The 17,185-nt window shown below is 67.8% G+C and carries 14 protein-coding genes and 1 tRNA gene; 10 read left to right on the top strand and 5 right to left on the bottom strand.

The genetic code is table 11. From position 1 onward, the window contains the following. Window positions 1-3: 3 nt before the first annotated feature. Window positions 4-1,524, bottom strand: a complete 1,521-nt coding sequence (gene trpE / locus CD928_RS16900; protein WP_095388259.1) for an anthranilate synthase component I — start codon at window positions 1,522-1,524, stop codon at window positions 4-6. Between the two features lie 5 nt (window positions 1,525-1,529). After that, on the bottom strand, window positions 1,530-3,473 hold the full coding sequence (locus CD928_RS16905; RefSeq protein WP_095388260.1) for a peptidylprolyl isomerase: 1,944 nt from the start codon (window positions 3,471-3,473) through the stop codon (window positions 1,530-1,532). Between the two features lie 168 nt (window positions 3,474-3,641). Here CD928_RS16905 and tpiA point away from each other — a divergent pair, with 168 nt between their 5' ends. From tpiA to CD928_RS16925, 4 genes are all read left to right on the top strand, one after another. Then, entirely contained in the window at window positions 3,642-4,385 is a 744-nt protein-coding gene (tpiA, locus tag CD928_RS16910; protein WP_095388261.1) for a triose-phosphate isomerase, read from the top strand. A 300-nt stretch (window positions 4,386-4,685) separates the two neighbouring features. After that, entirely contained in the window at window positions 4,686-5,126 is a 441-nt protein-coding gene (gene secG / locus CD928_RS16915; RefSeq protein WP_095388262.1) for a preprotein translocase subunit SecG, read from the top strand. Window positions 5,127-5,236: 110 nt separating this feature from the next. Continuing rightward, window positions 5,237-6,868: a CTP synthase gene (locus CD928_RS16920; protein ID WP_095388263.1), complete on the top strand. Its 1,632-nt coding sequence runs from the start codon at window positions 5,237-5,239 to the stop codon at window positions 6,866-6,868. Between the two features lie 25 nt (window positions 6,869-6,893). Then, window positions 6,894-7,580, top strand: a complete 687-nt coding sequence (locus CD928_RS16925) for a Crp/Fnr family transcriptional regulator (protein WP_095388264.1) — start codon at window positions 6,894-6,896, stop codon at window positions 7,578-7,580. 199 nt (window positions 7,581-7,779) lie between these two features. Here the strand turns inward: CD928_RS16925 and CD928_RS16930 are convergent, their stop codons facing one another. Next, window positions 7,780-10,152, bottom strand: coding sequence for a hypothetical protein (locus CD928_RS16930; RefSeq protein WP_095388265.1), 2,373 nt, complete (start codon window positions 10,150-10,152; stop codon window positions 7,780-7,782). Between the two features lie 69 nt (window positions 10,153-10,221). Between CD928_RS16930 and CD928_RS16935 the strand changes: the two genes are divergently transcribed. Further along, window positions 10,222-10,518, top strand: coding sequence for an Hpt domain-containing protein (locus CD928_RS16935; RefSeq protein ID WP_095388266.1), 297 nt, complete (start codon window positions 10,222-10,224; stop codon window positions 10,516-10,518). A 169-nt stretch (window positions 10,519-10,687) separates the two neighbouring features. After that, window positions 10,688-11,983, top strand: coding sequence for a hypothetical protein (locus tag CD928_RS16940; protein WP_095388267.1), 1,296 nt, complete (start codon window positions 10,688-10,690; stop codon window positions 11,981-11,983). Window positions 11,984-12,057: 74 nt separating this feature from the next. Here the strand turns inward: CD928_RS16940 and CD928_RS16945 are convergent, their stop codons facing one another. Then, a complete protein-coding gene (locus CD928_RS16945; protein ID WP_095388268.1) occupies window positions 12,058-12,531 on the bottom strand; it encodes an Lrp/AsnC family transcriptional regulator in 474 nt (157 codons plus the stop codon). Window positions 12,532-12,698: 167 nt separating this feature from the next. On the opposite strand from CD928_RS16945, the gene CD928_RS16950 reads away from it, so the two are divergent. From CD928_RS16950 to CD928_RS16960, 3 genes are all read left to right on the top strand, one after another. Then, the gene (locus CD928_RS16950) at window positions 12,699-14,342 is read left to right on the top strand and encodes a histidine kinase dimerization/phospho-acceptor domain-containing protein (RefSeq protein WP_255247221.1); all 1,644 of its coding nucleotides are present in this window, start codon (window positions 12,699-12,701) and stop codon (window positions 14,340-14,342) included. Between the two features lie 27 nt (window positions 14,343-14,369). Continuing rightward, complete coding sequence (locus tag CD928_RS16955; RefSeq protein WP_095388270.1) at window positions 14,370-15,392, top strand: polysaccharide deacetylase family protein; 1,023 nt, start codon at window positions 14,370-14,372, stop codon at window positions 15,390-15,392. 51 nt (window positions 15,393-15,443) lie between these two features. After that, a tRNA-Ile gene (locus CD928_RS16960) sits at window positions 15,444-15,519 on the top strand. An 82-nt stretch (window positions 15,520-15,601) separates the two neighbouring features. On the opposite strand, the gene CD928_RS16965 is transcribed toward CD928_RS16960, so the two are convergent. Further along, window positions 15,602-16,474, bottom strand: coding sequence for a helix-turn-helix domain-containing protein (locus CD928_RS16965; protein WP_095388271.1), 873 nt, complete (start codon window positions 16,472-16,474; stop codon window positions 15,602-15,604). Between the two features lie 161 nt (window positions 16,475-16,635). On the opposite strand from CD928_RS16965, the gene cysD reads away from it, so the two are divergent. Then, the coding region (cysD, locus tag CD928_RS16970; protein WP_255247222.1) for a sulfate adenylyltransferase subunit CysD at window positions 16,636-17,185 on the top strand (550 nt) is incomplete at its 3' end.

Genomic DNA, 17,185 nt, shown 5'->3' on the forward strand with positions numbered 1-17,185 from the left:
GCCCTACTGCCCGTAACCCGGCGTGCCCGCAAGCCGCACCGCTTCGCGCGCCGCCGCGAAAAGCGCGCCGGCCTTCGCTTCGCATTCGCGCTGTTCATAGGCGGGATCGCTGTCGGCGACGATGCCGGCGCCGGCCTGGACGTGCATTTCGCCGTCCTTGACGATCGCGGTGCGCAGCACGATGCAGCTGTCCATATTGCCGTCGGGGGCGAAATAGCCGACGCCGCCCGCATAGGGCCCGCGCGCGTCGGCTTCGAGCTCGGCGATGATCTGGCAGGCGCGAACCTTGGGCGCGCCGCTGACCGTTCCCGCCGGGAAGCCCGCGAACAGCGCGTCGATCGCGTCCTTGCCCGGCGCGAGGCGGCCGATGACGTTCGACACGATGTGCATGACGTGGCTGTAATATTCGACGGTATAGCTGTCGGTGACGGTGACGCTGCCCCCGGTCGCGGCGCGGCCGACGTCGTTGCGGCCGAGATCGAGCAGCATCAGATGCTCGGCGCGCTCCTTCGGGTCGGCGAGCAGCGATTCGCGGTTCTCGACATCCTCGGCGCTTGTGCGCCCGCGCGGACGGGTGCCGGCGATCGGGCGGATGGTGATCTCGCCATCCCTGACCCGAACGAGAATTTCGGGCGACGAGCCGATCAGCGCGAAGCCGGGCAGGTCGAGGAAATAGAGGAAGGGCGACGGGTTGATGCGCCGCAGCGCGCGGTAGAGGTCGAAGGGCGGCAGGTCGAACGGGGTCGAGAAACGCTGCGAGAGCACGACCTGAAAGATGTCGCCCGCGGCGATATAGTCCTTCGCGGTGCGGACCATCTCGGCGAAGCGTTCGGGGCTCGTCGCGGCGTTGCGGACGATGGCGTCGGGCTGCGCGTCGGTCGCGGCGCGATCGGTGTGCGCGCTTTGGGTGGCGAGCCGCGCGGCGATGCTGTCGAGCCGATCCTGCGCCGCATCGATCATGCGGTCGATCGGCGCGCTGGCGTCGGGCCAGATCGGCGCGATCAGGAACAGCTCGTCGGCGAGGCGGTCGAAGACGAGGATCGTCGTCGGGCGGACGAAGATCATGTCGGGCAGGCCGAGCCCGGCGCCGGGCGCGCGCGGGACGCGCTCGACGAGACCGATGGTTTCATAGGCGAAGAAGCCGACGAGCGTCGCGAGCGCCTTGGGCAGCCCCGCAGGCACGTCGAAGCGGCATTCGGCGACGAGGTCGCGGAGCGCTTGCAGCGCGGGGGCCGCGATGGGCGTGAACGTCGCCTTGTCGTGACGCCAGTCGCGGTTGATCCGCGCGACGTCGCCTGTGACCTCGAACATCAGGTCGGGGTCGAGGCCGAGCAGGCTGTAGCGCCCGCGCGTTTCGCCGCTTTCGACCGATTCGAGCACCCAGTCGCCGCGTCCCGGCTCGATCAGCTTGAGCGCCGCTGACACGGGCGTCTCGACGTCGGCGATCAGCCGCTGCCAGACGACCGCGCCGCGCCCCTGCGCCAGCGCTTCGAGCGCCGCGGCCCTGCCTTCGAGCGCCGTCATCGTCCCTATTGGACCGGCGCCGCGCCGGTCAGTTCCTTGCGCAACTGTTCGAGCAGGTCCTTGTTGATCTTCACCCCGGCGCGGCGTTTCGCCTCGGCGACGAGTTGGCCGACCAACTCGTTGCCGAACGCGGGGCCGAGCGGCTGCGCGATCGCGGCGACGCGCTTGGGGTCGATATCCTTGGGGTTCGGGCGGTCGACCTCGCCGAGCGCGATTACCATCCAGCCGCGGTTGCCGGGGATTTCGAGCGTCTTCACGCTGCCCTGCGCCATCGAGAAAAGGAGCGCGAGCTCGGGCGGGACCGGCTGGCCGTTCTGGCCCAGCTCGGCGCGGCTGCCGCCGATCGTCTGGACCGTGCCGATGTTCGGGCCCGCCTCGCGCGCTGCGGCCGCGAGGTCCTTGCCGCCTTCGACCGCCTTGACGATCGCGCGCGCCTTGTCGCGGGCGACCTTCTGCCCCTCGGCGAGGCGCCAGTCGGCGAGCAGACCGCCGCGGATCTCGGCGAAGGGTGGCGGCGCGGCGGCGACGATCGATTTCACCGCGAACACCGCGAACTTCTCGTTCTCGACGATCGTCGCGAGCTGGCCTTCGCCTTCGGTGCCGCCCTGAAAGGCTTGTGCGATCATCGGCGCCAATTCGGGGGGCAGGGCGAAGGCAGGCTGCGCCGGCGCGCGGCCGCTGGGAAGCAGCGCGGGGGTCTCGACGAGCTTGAGCTTGCGGTCGTTTGCGACCTCTTCGATGGCGGCGCCGCCGTTCACCGCGTCCTGCAGCGAATTATAATAGTCGACGACCGCTTCGTTGGCCTTGTTCTTCGCGAGTTCCTCGCGGATCTCGCCGCTCGCCTCGGCGAGGGTGCGCGCGGGCTTGACGGTGACATCCTCGATGCGTGCGACGGCCCAGCCGAGCTCGGTCTGTGTCGGGCCGAGCAAGTCGCCCTGCTTCGCGGTGAAGGCGGTCTTGGCCACCGCGGCGCTGGTGGTCGCAGCATAGGCGGTCTGGGTGAGATCGCCGGTCGTCGCGGCCGAAAGCCCGGCGCCCTGCGCCGCGGCGGTGAGCGACGCGCCGCCGCGCACCTTGGCCGCGATCGTGTTCGCGGTCGCCTGGTCGGGCGCGATCACCTGCGCGAAGCGGCGCGTCTCGCTGGCGGCGTAGCGCGGCGCGTTCGCCTTGTAGGCCTCGGCGATTTCGGCGTCCGTGACCGCGGGCACCGCGACGGCGCTGCGGTCGAACAACGCATATTGGATCACCCGGCGTTCGGGGATGGTGTAGCGTGCCACATGCTGCGACAGATATTTGCGCAGCGCCGCGTCGCCCGGATCGCTCGTCGGCGCAAAGGGGCTCGCGGGAACGAAGGTCGCGGAGCCGCGCCGCTTTTCGAGCAGCAGCGCCGCATAGGGCTGCGCCATCGCCGCCGACACGCGCGGCATCCGGCCGATCGGCTCGGCGATCTGTTCGAGGAACAGTTGCTGGCGGATATCGCCGCGCAGCTGGGCTTCGCTGATGCCGTTCTGGCGCAGGAAAGCCTGATAAGCCGCCTGGTCGAAGCTGCCCGATACGCCGGCGAAGATCGGCAGGTCGGCGATACGGCCGTCGACGAGGCGCTTGTTGAGGCCGAAGCCCATATCGTTCGCGAGCTGCTCGAATGCCGCGCCCTCGATCAGCTGATCGAGCACCTGGTCGAGCCCGCCCGATTCGACGAAGGCCGCCATGGTGAGCCCCGGCTGTTGCTCGCGCGTCTGATTATAAGCGAGCCGCACGCGGTCGCGCAGTTCGCCGCTGCCGATCTCGGTGCTGCCCACTTTGGCGACATTGGCGCCGCCGAGCCCGCCGAAGGCCGAGTTGCCGGTGACGTCGCTCAGCGCGAAGGCGATGCCGACGAGAACGACGAAGGCAAGCGCGAGAAACTTGCCGAGCGCGGAGGAAAAGAGGCGGCGGATCGCGGTGATCATCGAACGGGCAATCTTTCGAATGGGCGCAAGGAAGGCGCGGTTCGGCGCTGCTTTAGGCGGGTGGCGAACAGGCTTCAAGGCGGGAAAGGCTTTTCCACCCGGCTTGCCTATGGCTGGTCCGCAAGGCTAGGGCGCTCGCAATCGAAACCAACAGCACGGAGTGGAGCGATGGCGCGGCGCAAATATGTGGTCGGCAACTGGAAGATGAACGGTCTGCGCGCGGCGCTCGGCGAGGCTGAGGCGATCTTTGCCGCGGCGCGCGGCCACGCCGCGGTCGACGTCGCACTCTGCCCGCCCTTCACGCTGATCGGCGCGATGGCGGCGACCGGCGGCAGCGTTGGCGGGCAGGACTGCCACGCGCAGGCCTCGGGCGCCTTCACCGGATCGGTCTCGGCGCCGATGCTCGCCGATGCCGGTGCGCGCCTGGTCATCGTCGGACACAGCGAGCGGCGCGAGGGATTCGGTGAGACCAACGCCGACGTGAAGGCGAAGGCCGAGGCGGCGCTCGCCGCGGGACTGGCGGTGATCCTGTGTGTCGGCGAATCCCGCGCGGTACGCGAATCGGGCGGCGCGATCGACCATGTGCTGAAGCAGGTGCGCGAATCGCTGCCCGACGATTTCGAGCGCGCGGCGCTCGCCATCGCCTATGAACCGATCTGGGCGATCGGCACCGGGCTGGTCCCGACGACCGAGGATGTGGCGGCGATGCACGGATCGATCCGTGCCGCGCTATCCGAACGGATCGGCGCCGGCGCGGCCGAGGTTCGCATCCTTTATGGCGGCTCGGTCACCGGCGACAATGCCGCCGAACTGCTCGGCGCGGGCGACGTCGACGGCGCGCTCGTCGGCGGCGCGAGCCTGACCGCGGCGAAATTCGTGCCGATCGTCGAGGCCGCGGGGATGCTGGGGTAGTTTGCCTGCTTGTCGGCTTGCGACCGATAGCGGCCATATCTTCTCCCCTCCCGCAGGCGGGAGGGGTCGGGGGTGGGCAGCGAGGGGGCAAGAGCCCACCCCGCTGCGGCTAGGCAGCAAGCTGCCAAGCCTCGCTGCCCCTCCCGCCTGCGGGAGGGGGCATCAAATCAACCTTCAGACGACAGATCCCCAACCCAATGCCGATGACGCGCTTCTTCCTTGAAGCCGCGCGGCTTCGTCTCTATGTGCGCCTGCGACTATGGCCTCATGCGGGGCTGTTCACGCTTTCGGGAAATTTCGATGTCCAGCCTCTTTACCTTCCTGCTCGTCGTCCAGGCCGTCGTCGCGGCCGCGATGATCGGCGTCATCCTGATGCAGAAGTCGGAAGGCGGCGGGCTGGGGGTCGGGGGCAGCCCGGCGGGCCTGTTGTCGGCGCGGGGCGCTGCGGATTTCCTGACCCGCGCGACGACGATCCTCGCCTGCCTGTTCGTCGGCCTGTCGATCGTTCTTGCCGCGATGGCGTCGGTCGGGCGCAGCGGCTCGACCATCGACACCTCGCTGTCGAAGACCGCGCAGCAGTCGAGCGGCACGCCCTCTTCGTCGCTGACCGGTCAGGCGCCCACGGCGCCGAACGCGGCGCAGCCCGCCGCTCCGGCGAGCGACGACCCGCTGGCGGCCGCGGCCGCGGCGGCGAACCAGCCGGCTCAGACGCCCGCTCAAAACGCTCCTGCCAAGAAATAAGCCGCTCCGCCTCTGAGGCGGCGCGCGCGTTCGCGCGGCGGAATTTTTTCCGCCGCATGTGATTCGACGGCTTGCGCCGTCACCCCTCCTTTGAGTAAGTCTTTCCTCCCATGGCGCGGTTCATTTTCATCACCGGCGGCGTGGTCTCCTCCCTTGGCAAAGGTCTGATGGCGGCAAGCCTCGCGGCCCTGTTGCAGGCGCGGGGATTTCGCGTGCGCATTCGCAAGTTCGATCCCTATCTGAACGTCGATCCGGGCACCATGTCGCCCTATCAGCACGGCGAGGTCTATGTGACCGACGACGGGGCGGAAACCGACCTCGACCTCGGCCATTACGAGCGCTTCACCGGCGTCGCGGCGCGGCAGAGCGACAATGTCACCTCGGGCCGGATCTATCAGCAGATCATCACCAAGGAGCGCCGCGGCGACTATCTGGGCGCGACGGTGCAGGTGGTTCCGCACGTCACCGACGCGATCAAGGCCTTCGCCCGCGCCGAGACCGACGACCTCGATTTCGTGCTGTGCGAGATCGGCGGCACCGTCGGTGACATCGAATCGCTGCCGTTCATCGAGGCGATCCGCCAGCTGAGGAACGAGGAAGGCCGCGAGAACACGCTGTCCGTTCACGTCACGCTCGTCCCCTATATCGCCGCCGCGGGCGAGCTGAAGACCAAGCCGACCCAGCACAGCGTGCGCGAACTCGCGTCGCTGGGCGTCCAGCCCGACATCCTGCTCTGCCGCTGCGAAAAGCCGCTCCCCGACGGCGAACGCGCCAAGATCGCGCAATTCTGCAACGTGCGGAAGGAAGCGGTGATCCCGGCGCTCGACGCCGATTCCATCTATTCGGTGCCGGTCCAATATCATGGCGAGGGGCTCGATTCCGAAGTCCTGCGCGCCTTCGGCATCCATGACGCGCCCGACCCCGATCTGACGGCCTGGTACGACATCATGGACCGCAAGCAGCACCCCGAGGGCGAGGTGACGATCGGCGTCGTCGGCAAATATGTCTCGCTGCCCGACGCTTATAAGTCGCTCAACGAAGCGCTGGTCCACGGCGGCATGGCGCACCGGGTCAAGGTCAATATCCGCTGGCTCGACGCCGAGATGTTCGAGCGCGACGAGGATCTGGCGGCCAATCTCGAGCCGATGCACGGCATCCTCGTTCCCGGCGGCTTCGGCGAGCGCGGGTCGGAAGGGAAGATCGCGAGCGTCCGCTTCGCGCGCGAACGCGGCGTGCCCTTTCTCGGCATCTGCCTTGGCATGCAGATGGCGTGCATCGAGGCGGCGCGCAACACGAGCGGGATCGCGAAGGCATCGAGCACCGAATTCGGGCCCACCGACGAGCCCGTCGTCGGCCTGATCACCGAATGGATGAGCGCCGAGGGGCTGCAGCAGCGCGGCGCCGACACCGACATGGGCGGGACGATGCGGCTCGGCGCCTATGAGGCGAAGCTGTCGCCCAACAGCCATGTCGCGAGCATCTATGGCGCGAACGACATCAGCGAACGCCACCGCCACCGCTACGAAGTCAACGGCGCCTATCGCGACGCCCTCGAAAAGGGCGGTCTGGTCTTTTCAGGCCTGTCGCCCGATGGCATGCTGCCCGAAATCGTCGAGCGGCCCGACCATCCGTGGTTCATCGGGGTGCAGTTCCACCCCGAGCTGAAGTCGAAGCCGTTCGATCCGCATCCGCTGTTCGCGGGCTTCATCGAGGCGGCGGTCAAGCAGAGTCGGCTGGTCTGACGCGGCACAGGGAAGGACAGGGGCAATGGATCACGCGAAACTCGCCGAACTTCAGGGCCCCGACAGCATCTTTTCGGGGCTGATCGTTGACGATTGGGCCGACATCGCGGGCCGCGCGGTGGAGCTCCGGTTCGTCAAGGGCAAGGAATTGCTGAGCCAGGGCGATACCGGCGACAGCCTGCTGATCCTGACCGAAGGCAGCGCGCGCGTCTCGCTGCTCACCGCGAACGGGCGCGAGATCGTCCTCGCCTACGCCGAGCCCGGCGCGGTGCTGGGCGAGATCGCCCTGCTCGACGGCGGCGAGCGCACCGCATCGGTGATCGCGACGAGCGCGGGCACGGCGCTTCAGCTCGGCCGCAACGCGATGCGCGATTTTGTGACCAGCCACCCCGATTTCGCCTGGTCGCTGATGCAGCAGCTCGCGCGACGGCTGCGCACCGCCGACCAGACGATCGAAAGCGACCGCGCCTACGCCTCGGGCCCGCGCCTCGCGCGCTACCTCAAGCGCCTGATCCGCAAGGACAGCCCCGACGCGGTCGCGCGCGTCGAGCTCAGCCAGACCGAACTCGGCAATTTCGCCGGCATGAGCCGCGAACATATCAACCGGCAACTGAAAAGCTGGGAAGAATCGGGTGTGATCGCGCTCGACCAGGGCCGGGTGCGGGTGCTCGATCCCGAGATGCTCGAGGATATCAGCGAAGTCGAAGGGTAGGGGCGAAGGCGGTTTCAGCCGAAGACAGAACTCTCCGACGTGTACCCCGGCGAAAGCCGGGGCCCAGGGCGGTAAAAAACCAGCGCCGCGTGACTACGCCCTAGGCCCCGGCTTTCGCCGGGGTACACAGTGGACGGGAAACGCCCGCTCCCCACTCTAAAGGCGTCGTAATGTCTTCTCTCGCACGACGGCCTGGAAATCAGTTCCGCAGCCGGTCGATCGCTTGCGCGAGCGCGACGTAGAGCTTGCCGATGTCCGACGAGAGCAGGGTGACGCTGATCGCCGAGCCGTCGCGCGCGCCGATGAGCAGGCGCAGCATCGCCTCGAAATCGTGGATGAACTGGTTGACCGCGGCGTGGAAGCCGTCGTCGGCCTGATAGAGGCGCAGGATTTCCTTCGCCTCGCTGTTCTCGACCAGCTTGACCGCGCGCCGCGCGAAGACGCCGCGGTCGCCCTTCAGATAGGCGTCCCATGCGGTGTCGCTGACTTCGCTCGACAATATCTTGGTGAGGTCGATCGCGGTCGATTTGAGCGCCTCGGTGAGCAGCCCCGCCTGTTTCGCCAGCGAATCGCGATCCGACGCGGCGATGGCCTGATCGGCCTCGCGCGCGCGCTGTTCGACGCTGGCGCTGGTGTCCATGATGGTGATGAGCTGGCGCATCAGCCGGTCGGCGGCGCCGTTCGCGGCCTCGACAGCGCGCTGCGAAGCTTCCTCGATCGCGCCGAGCTGCGCCATGATCTCGGTCTTGAACGCGGCGTCGATCGCCTCGGTCGCGGTCGCCTGCATCGCGTCGCGTGCGCCGGCGACGAGCTTGTCGAGCGTCTGCCGCGCCTCGTCGGCGGCGCTGTCGGCGGTCGTGCGCACCTCGCCCAGCGTCGCGATCATTCGCGCGCCGCCCTGTTCGGCGAACTCGTCGGCACCGGCGCGCAGCTTCGCCAGCGCGGCATCGGCTTCGGCGAGCGAGGCACTGAGGCGCTCGGCCAGGGCCTGCTGGCTTTCGGCATGGCCCGCCATCTTGCCCTCGTTCGTCTGCAAGGTCGATTGGACCGCATTGACGTGCGACAGGGTCGACTGCGCGACCAGCTCCGACGCCTCGAGCATCGGCTTGATCTGCGCCAGCGCCGTCTGCGTGGTCTGGCCGTGCGTCGCCATGCGATCGAGCGCATGCGGCAGCGTCTCGTCGAGCTCGCGCGTCACCGCGTCGAGCGCGAGCAGCAGCGATTCGGCATGGGTGATGAGCTGATGCGCCGAGCCGTTGCCGCTCTGCACCTCGGCCATGAAGGCCGCGAGCTGGCCCTTGGTATCGTCGATCGCGCGGCCGATGACGCCTGTGCTCGCCGACACGCTGACGTCGAGGACCTCGAACTGCTGCCTGACCTCGGCGACATGCGCCTTGATGCGTTCGGCGAGCGCTTCGCTCGCCGCGCCGTGACCCGCGATCTGCTCGCCGATTTCAGCACCCGCGGCGCGCGCCGCCGCAAGCCGCGCGTCCATGTCGGTGGCCGCCGTGTCGACACCTTCGCGGAACTGGCGCCAGTTCGCTTCGATCTGCTCGCCCATCGCCGCGACGGTTGCGCTCATCTCGTCGCGCGCCGACGCCGCCGAATGGGTGATCTGCGCGAGCGCGGTGCCGTGCGCGCCGGTGACCTGCGCCGACGCCGCGAGCAGCGCCGCCTCGGTCTCGCTGGTCCGCTCCTGGAGCGAGGCGATCGCATCGGAGAGGCTCGCGGCCGAGGCTTCGCCGGTCTGCGCAGCCTTCGCCGCTTCCTCGGCGAGCGCGGCGAGTTTGGCCTCGAGCCCGGCGCCCTGCTGATGCGCGACGAGCCCCGCCTCGCGGAAATTGACCGCGAGCCGTTGCGCGACGTCGTCGATCCGCGGCAATCCCGCGAGCAGTCCGTCCATGCGCTGCATCGCGACATCGCCCGACCGCGCAAGCTGGTCGTTGGCATTGGCGATCACCGACGCATTGCTCGCGAGCTTGTCGCTGCTTTCGTGCAGCCGCGCGACCGCGTCGAGCCCGAGCTGCTGGACGATCTTCGCCTGTTCGGCGAGCTGCTTTTGCGCATCGGCGAGGTGGAGGCTCAGCGAGTGCATCGAGAGGCCGAGCGCCTGGTTCTCGTCGCGCAGCGCCGCGGCGACGCGGGCGAAGCGCGCCTGTTCGGAGCGGCTCGACCGTAGCGCTGCCATCCACAGCACGAGGAGAAGGGTAAGCGGCATCGCAATGGTCGCGACGAGCGCCGGCCATTCGGCGAGCGTCGGCGAGCGGCTGAAGCGTGCGGTCGCGACCGTCAGCGCGAAGCCGGTCCACAGGAGGCCCGCGACGACGAGCAGCGCGGGAAGGCGGTCGCGCCAGGGGGAGGGTGACGGCGGTGCCTCGTCCGGTTCGTCGCTGTCGACCAGCGCCGAGCGGTCGAGCCAGTCGCGTTCGGCGGGCGCTTCGATCCCAGCCGCGGCCATCTCCTCCGCCGGCGCGCTTTCGGGCGCGGCGGTTTCGGCGGGCGCTGCTTCGTCCGCATCCTGGCTTGCTGCGGAATTCCGCCACAATCCGACGATCTTCTTGTCCCCCGTCATATCACCATCTTACCCATCAAACGCCCCGCGCGAAACGGAAACTTAACCACAATATGACAGGGCTGTGGAATGTCTTTCGACAGTGGCCCCCTCGACCGGTATCTCAGCGCCGCGGTCGGCGACGACGCGGCGATGGCGCTCGACCTGCGCGGCGCCTTCGCCGACAGCGCGCGCGACCTCAGCGACCTGATGCGCCGCGCCCGCTGCGACGCGAACTGGCATGTCGCGGCGCTCCGCCTCAAGGGGCTCGCCGCCACTTTCGGCATCGTTCCGCTGATCGAACTCGCCGAAGAGGCGATGGCCGGCGCGCCGGGCGATCCCGCCGTGCTGCGTCAGATCAATAAGGCGATCGAGACCCTCGCCTAGGCGCCGCGCGACAAAGCGGGTTCAATCCCCGTTCAGCCGCATCCTGACATCCGAATATCGACCACGGCCGTCTTGCCTTGGCAACGCTTGACGTTTAGCCGCGTTACCGAACCGCGGCCGAACCGGCGCATGTCCGGGCAAGGCGGCCATTTCATAGGAGAGATTCACAATGACCAAGCGTTTTCGCTCGATGTCCGCGACGGCGATGGCCGCTGTGCTGGGCCTCGCGATGATGACGACCGCCGCCGTTCCCGCGGCCGCGCGTGAAAAGCAGAAGAAGGAAGAGGCGGCCAAGGGCCCGCAGATCACCCCCAGCAAGGCGTTCATGCCAATCGTCCAGAAGATGGACGAGACGCTGAAGAAGAAGGATGCGGCGGGCCTGCAGGCGGCGATCGCCGAGGGCCAGGGCAAGGCGACCACCAACGAGGACAAATATTATCAGGGCTTCTTCACCCTGCAGCTCGGCATATTGAACAAGGATCAAGCGCTGCAGGAGCAGGGGCTGAACGGCGCGCTCGATTCGGGTCTCGTGACGGGGCCCGACACCGCGGTCTATAATTTCTTCGCCGGCCAGTTCGCCTATCAGAAGAAGGATTATGCCAAGGCGGCGCAACGGCTCGAAGCGGCGCGCGCCGCCGGGTCGACCGAGGCTTCGCTGCCCGACGCGCTTCTCGACAGCTATATGAAATCGGGCCAGACCGACAAGGCCGTCGCCTTCGCCAAGGAAAATATCGCCAAGTTGCTCGCCGCCGGCCAGCGGCCGTCCGAGCAGATGTTCGTGATTCCGGCGCGCGCGCTGCAGGAGGCGAACCGCACCGACGAGATGTTCGACCTTCTCGCGTTGCGCCTCCAATCCTACCCGAGCCCCCAGATCTGGCACCAGACGCTGATGATTGCACTCAAAGGCGCCGACAAGGATCGCACGCTCGATACGCTGCGCCTGATGCGCGCGACGAACTCGCTGCTCGAGCGCGGCGAATATGCCGAATATGCGTCGCTCGCGTCGCAGGCTGCCCTGCCGGGTGAGGCGGTCGCGGTCATCCGCGAGGGCAAGGCGAAGAAGGTCATCCCGGCGGCCGACGCCGATCTCGACGATCTGGCCAAGACGCAGGCCGAGCGCGCGGGCGACGAGGAATCGACGCTCGCCGCCTATGCGAAGAAGCCGGCGACACTTTCGAATCCGAAAGTCGCCGGCGTGACCGGCGACGCGCTCGTCGGCTATGGCCGCGCGGCCGAGGCGATTCCGCTCTATCAGGCGGCGATCAGCGCTGGCGGCGACAAGGAATTGTGGACCTATCGCCTTGGCGTCGCGCAGGCGCTGACCGGCGACACCGCGGCCGCCAAGGCGAGCTTCGGGCAGGTTGCCGGGCCGCGCAAGGTGCTCGCCAAATTCTGGCTCGCGAAGCTCGACACGACCGCTGCTCCCGCAGCCGCACCCGCGGCTGCACCGGCTACCGGCGGCTGAGGTCCGCGACCGCACGACAAAAGGGCGCCGCTCCTCCCTGGGACCGGCGCCCTTTTGATTCGCCAAACGGCGCTTCAGGGTTCGACCGGAATGCCCGCGAGCTGCTTGGCGGTGCGAATCGTCAGCGAGGTTTTGACGCTCGTCACATTGGGCGCCGAGGTCAGGTGCGCGGTCAGGAAGGACTGGAAGCTCTGAAGGTCGCGCGCGACGACCTTGAGCAGGAAGTCGATCTCGCCGTTCAGCATATAGCATTCGCGAACCTCGGGCAGTCCGCCGACATAGTCCTCGAACGCCTGCAGATCGGATTCGGCCTGGCTGCGCAGGCTGACCATCGCGAAGACGGTGATCCCGTAGCCCAGCTTCGCCGCGTCGAGATCGGCATGATAGGAGCGGATCACGCCCGATTCTTCGAGCGCGCGCACGCGGCGCAGGCAGGGGGGGGCGGTCAAACCCACCATCTGTGCCAGTTCGACATTGGTCATCCGCCCGTTTTTCTGCAGTTCGCCGAGAATCTGCAAATCGATCTGATCGAATTTTTGGCTCGCCATTTTGTAACTTCCGCTTTCCAAGCTCGCGGAGACCATAATAATATTTCAGGCGATTGCAATTGTCCCACAATGCTACGTCAGGGTTAACGCGCTTTCATGACCGGATGATTCACGCTAGCCGGTAATCCTACGCTAACCAACGAAGATGGGTGTGGGGCCGGCTCCGCGTGACTGCTGACACGATGATCGCAACGATCTTGCGCCAGACCCCGGCCGACCGCCGGGCGCGCATCGCTGCCTGGCGTCAGCTCTCCGATATTCTGGCCCAGCGCGGCAATCAACTGGATGATGACGATGTCCGCCGCGCGCTCCACGCGCTTGCGGTGCTGCGGCCCGAGGTTCCCGAAAAGGTGCGGCGCGATTGTGCGCGCGCGCTCGCGCGCCACGGCCGCTTCGCGCCGCTGGTGGCGCTTTACGCCAACGACGTTCCCGCGGTGTCGGTAGAGATGCTGCGCGACGCGCGATTGCCGGAGGCCGACTGGCTCGCCGTGCTTCCCGCGACGAACCCGATGGCGCGCTCGGTCCTCGCGGGGCGCGACGACCTGCCCGAATCGGTGCAGCGCGCTCTCGCCGCGCTCGGCAGCGGTTCGGTCGCATTGCCCCACCCAGCGATCACGGCGGAAGAGACCCGCACCGACGACGAAGGCGCGCCGAGCCAGATCAGCGAACTGGTGCGGCGGATCGACAAATTCCAGTCGAGCCGCGGCCAGCCACTCGGCTCGCCCCCGGCGGTGCCGGACGGGACCCGTCCGGAGGCGCGCGAGAGCTTTCTGTTCGAAACGGGTCCCGACGGCGTCATCCATTGGGTCGACGGCATCACGCGTGGTGCCATCGTCGGCCTCTCGATCGCCGAGGCGGCCTTTGGCGGTGAGCCCGGGGCCGACGGCGTCGCCGCGGGCGCCTTTCGCCAGCGCGCCGAAATGATCAACGCGCGGCTGATCCTCGAAGGCGGTGAGCATGAAGCCGGCGAGTGGCGCTTTTCGGCCCTGCCCTGGTTCGAGCCCGCGACCGGCCAGTTTCGCGGCTATCGCGGCAGCGCCCGGCGGCCGCGCCGCAACGAGACGCCCTATCGCGGCGCTCCCGCCGACGCGGCGGGCGATTCGATCCGCCAGCTGATCCACGAACTGCGCAGTCCGCTCAACGCCATTTCGGGTTTCGCCCAGATCATATCGGGGCAGATGTTCGGCCCGGTCAGCCAGTCCTATCGCCGGATGGCGAAGACGATCGTCGCCGACGCATCGGCGGTGCAGGCGATCATCGATGACCTCGAAGCGGCTGCGCGGGCTGGCGCGAGCCCGGCGGCCGAAGCCGACGCAGCGGCAGTGGCAGCCGATATCGGCGCGATCGTTGTCCAGGTCGAAACCGACCTAGGCGGATTGCTCGACGACCAGCAGGTGGGCGTCAGCATCGCGCGCGTCGGCGGGCCCTTTCGCGCGCGGACGAGCGATGCCGACGCGCGGCGCATGGTCGGCCGCCTTGTCACGGCGCTGGTCGACGTGTCCGAACCCGGCGCGGTGCTCGTGGGTCAGCTGGTCACCGAGCCCGCGCACGACGACATGCTGCAGCTCCGCATCGTCCGCCCTGCGGCGATCCGCTTCGCGAGCGCCGCCGAACTGCTCGACCCTGGATACAGTCCCGACGGCGAGGCGCCGGGCGCGGCGATCCTCAGCCTCGGCTTTTCGCTTCGCCTCGTCGACAGCCTTGCGCGCGCCGCGGGCGGACGGCTCGATATCGGACACAACGCCTTGACCTTGCATCTTCGCTCGGCCAACCCCGCGGAGACGGAGAAAGACGCGTCGCAGAGCGACTAGGCTCCGGGGGGCGAGGGGGAAAGCGCGGTGCAGCCTGCGGGCAATTTGTTCGATGTTCCGGCGGCGCCCGACCTGGTCGGGCTCGCGGCGGGCGAACGACCGCGTTTCTGGGTGACGATCGATACCGAAGAGGATTTCGACTGGTCGGCGCCGTTCAGCCGCACCGGTCACTCGCTCGGCTCGGTCCCCGCGCTCGCCGACTGCCAGGCCTATTTCGAGCGCGCCGGCGTCCGCCCGATCTATCTCGTCGACTGGCCGATCGTGACCGACGACCGCGCGGTCGCGATTCTGGGCGCGGCAGCACGCGAAGGGCGCTGCGAGATCGGGGCGCAGCTCCATCCCTGGGTCACGCCGCCGCACGACGAGGAGGTCAGCGCGCGCAACAGCTACACCGGCAATCTGCCGCGCGACTTGCAGCGCGCGAAGATGACGGTGCTACGCGACGGGATCCGCGACCGGTTCGGCATCGCGCCGCTCGCCTATCGCGCCGGGCGCTACGGCTTGGGGCCCGAAACCGCGTCGATGCTCGCCGAGCTCGGCTTTCGCTGCGACACCTCGGTGCGCTCGGGCTTCGATTATCGCGCGGGGCACGGACCCGACTATCGCAAGGCGCCGCTCCATCCCTGGTGGGTGCGTACGGGCGGGGGCGCGATGCTCGAAATGCCCGTCACGACGGTCTTCGGCGGCCTGCTCGGTGGCGCCGGGCGTTCGATCTATCACCGGATGGAGCATGGCGGAATGCGTGCTGCGCTCGCGCGCTTCGGCCTGGTCGAGCGGATCGCGCTGACGCCCGAGGGCATTCCCGCCGACCGTGCGCTGCAGGCGATCGACATCGCGATCGCTCAGCGCCTGCCGGTGCTCAACTTCTCCTTCCATTCGCCGTCGCTCCAGCCCGGGAATACCCCCTATGTGCGGAGCAGCGCCGATCTGGAGCAATTCTATCGCTGGTGGGACGTGGTGCTCGGGCATCTCGCGCGCCGCGGCATTGAACCGACCACTGTGGCCGACATCATCGCGATGGCCGAGCGGGTGGAGCCGTCCGCTGCTTGAAGCCGCTTGCCAATGCGGCGCAGGCTCCGCTATCGCCCGCTGACCCCTCGGGGGCCTGTAGCTCAATGGTTAGAGCTGGCCGCTCATAACGGCTAGGTTGCGGGTTCGAGTCCTGCCGGGCCCACCATTTGCAATAACCCCGTGAAGTCGGCAGCGCGTCCGTTTATTTCCGCTGCCGATTTGCTCCCCGCCTTTCGCGATGCCGGCTGCTAATTTCTTCGCTGACGGAGGCTCGCGGGGGAAAAGCCGAAACGTCCTTTGAAGGCGTTGGAGAGATGCGCCTGATCGGCAAAGCCGCACTGGTGCGCGATGTCGATCAGCGGCGTGCCACGGCGCGCGAGGTCCATTGCGGTCGACAGGCGGATGTCCTGCAGGAAGCCGTGCGGCGTCACCCCGACCTCACGCTTGAATTCGCGCGCGAAATGGGCGCAGGAATAGCCGAGCCGGTCGGCCATGTCCTGGACGCCGATCTTTCGTTCCAGATTGCGTTCGATCCAGGCGCGAAGGTCGGCGACCATATGGGGCGCGATGCCGCCCCGGGCCGAAGCGGCGGGCGAGGTGCGCGAGCGCTGGTGCAGCGCCAGGATGAAGCTGTCGATCAGCGACTGGGCGAGCGCCCGGTCGCCGCTGGTGTCGCGCTGCTCGTGGCAGAGCTGCTCGACCAGTGCCCGGAACAGCAGCGACAAGATCTGGTCATGCTCCGACCAGCCCGCGGTGTCGGCCGGACCCCGCCGCGAGTCCAGCGTCGGATGGTCGATGATCGCAAAGGCCCAGCGAGTCCACAGATCGTGCCGGATATTGAGCGGAGTGCCCGCGGGGTGGATGAACAATTGATGCGAAGGCAGCGCGGTAGGGACCCATTCGCCATTTTCATGGATTTCGACCGCGACCGGCTGGCCAGTGATCTGCATGCCGATCAAATGGCCTTGCAGCATCAGCGAGCGGACGTCGCAGCCGCGATTGTGCCCGACCTCGAGATGCAACCCGCGCCAACCCTTTTGGGCCGAGCAGCGCTCGACGATCAGATCCGACTGGTGCCGCGCATAAATGGCGCGATCGCTTTTAAAGAAGCTTCCCAGCATCCTCACCTCCCGCGAGGCCGCGCTTTGTTGCGTGGTCCCCGTCCGGTTATCGCGCCCGTTCTTCCGCGCGATAATATCTAGTCAGTCGATTAATTAGCAGGATTCTACTAAATAGCAGGATTCGTCAAGAGCCGCGCGTGGAGCCTGCCTAAGAGCAGGGCATGAGACCGGTGACCTTCCATTCCCCGCGCCTGCCTGCGCCCCCCCAGATGCTGACGCATCTTGATCGGCTGGAGGCCGAGAGCATTCATATTTTGCGGGAGGTGCTGGCGGACGCGATGCGTCCAGTGATGCTGTATTCGGTGGGGAAGGACAGTGCGGTGATGCTGCATTTGGCGCGGAAGGCCTTTTATCCGTCGCCGCCGCCGTTTCCTTTGCTGCATGTGGACACGACGTGGAAGTTCCGGGCGATGTACGCGCTTCGCGACCGGATGGCGGCGGAGAGCGGCATGGAGCTGATCGTCTACCGGAACCCGGAGGCGGAAGAGCGGGGGATCAACCCGTTCGACCATGGCCCCTTGCACACCGACATGTGGAAGACGGAAGGGCTGAAGCAGGCGCTTGATCTTCACGGCTTCGACGTCGCCTTCGGCGGCGCGCGGCGCGACGAGGAGAAGAGCCGGGCGAAGGAGCGGATCTTCTCGTTCCGCACGGCGAGCCATGGCTGGGACCCGAAGCAGCAGCGTCCCGAGCTGTGGAACCTCTACAATG

The organism is Sphingopyxis sp. GW247-27LB (genome assembly GCF_002277025.1).
Taxonomy (GTDB): domain Bacteria; phylum Pseudomonadota; class Alphaproteobacteria; order Sphingomonadales; family Sphingomonadaceae; genus Sphingopyxis.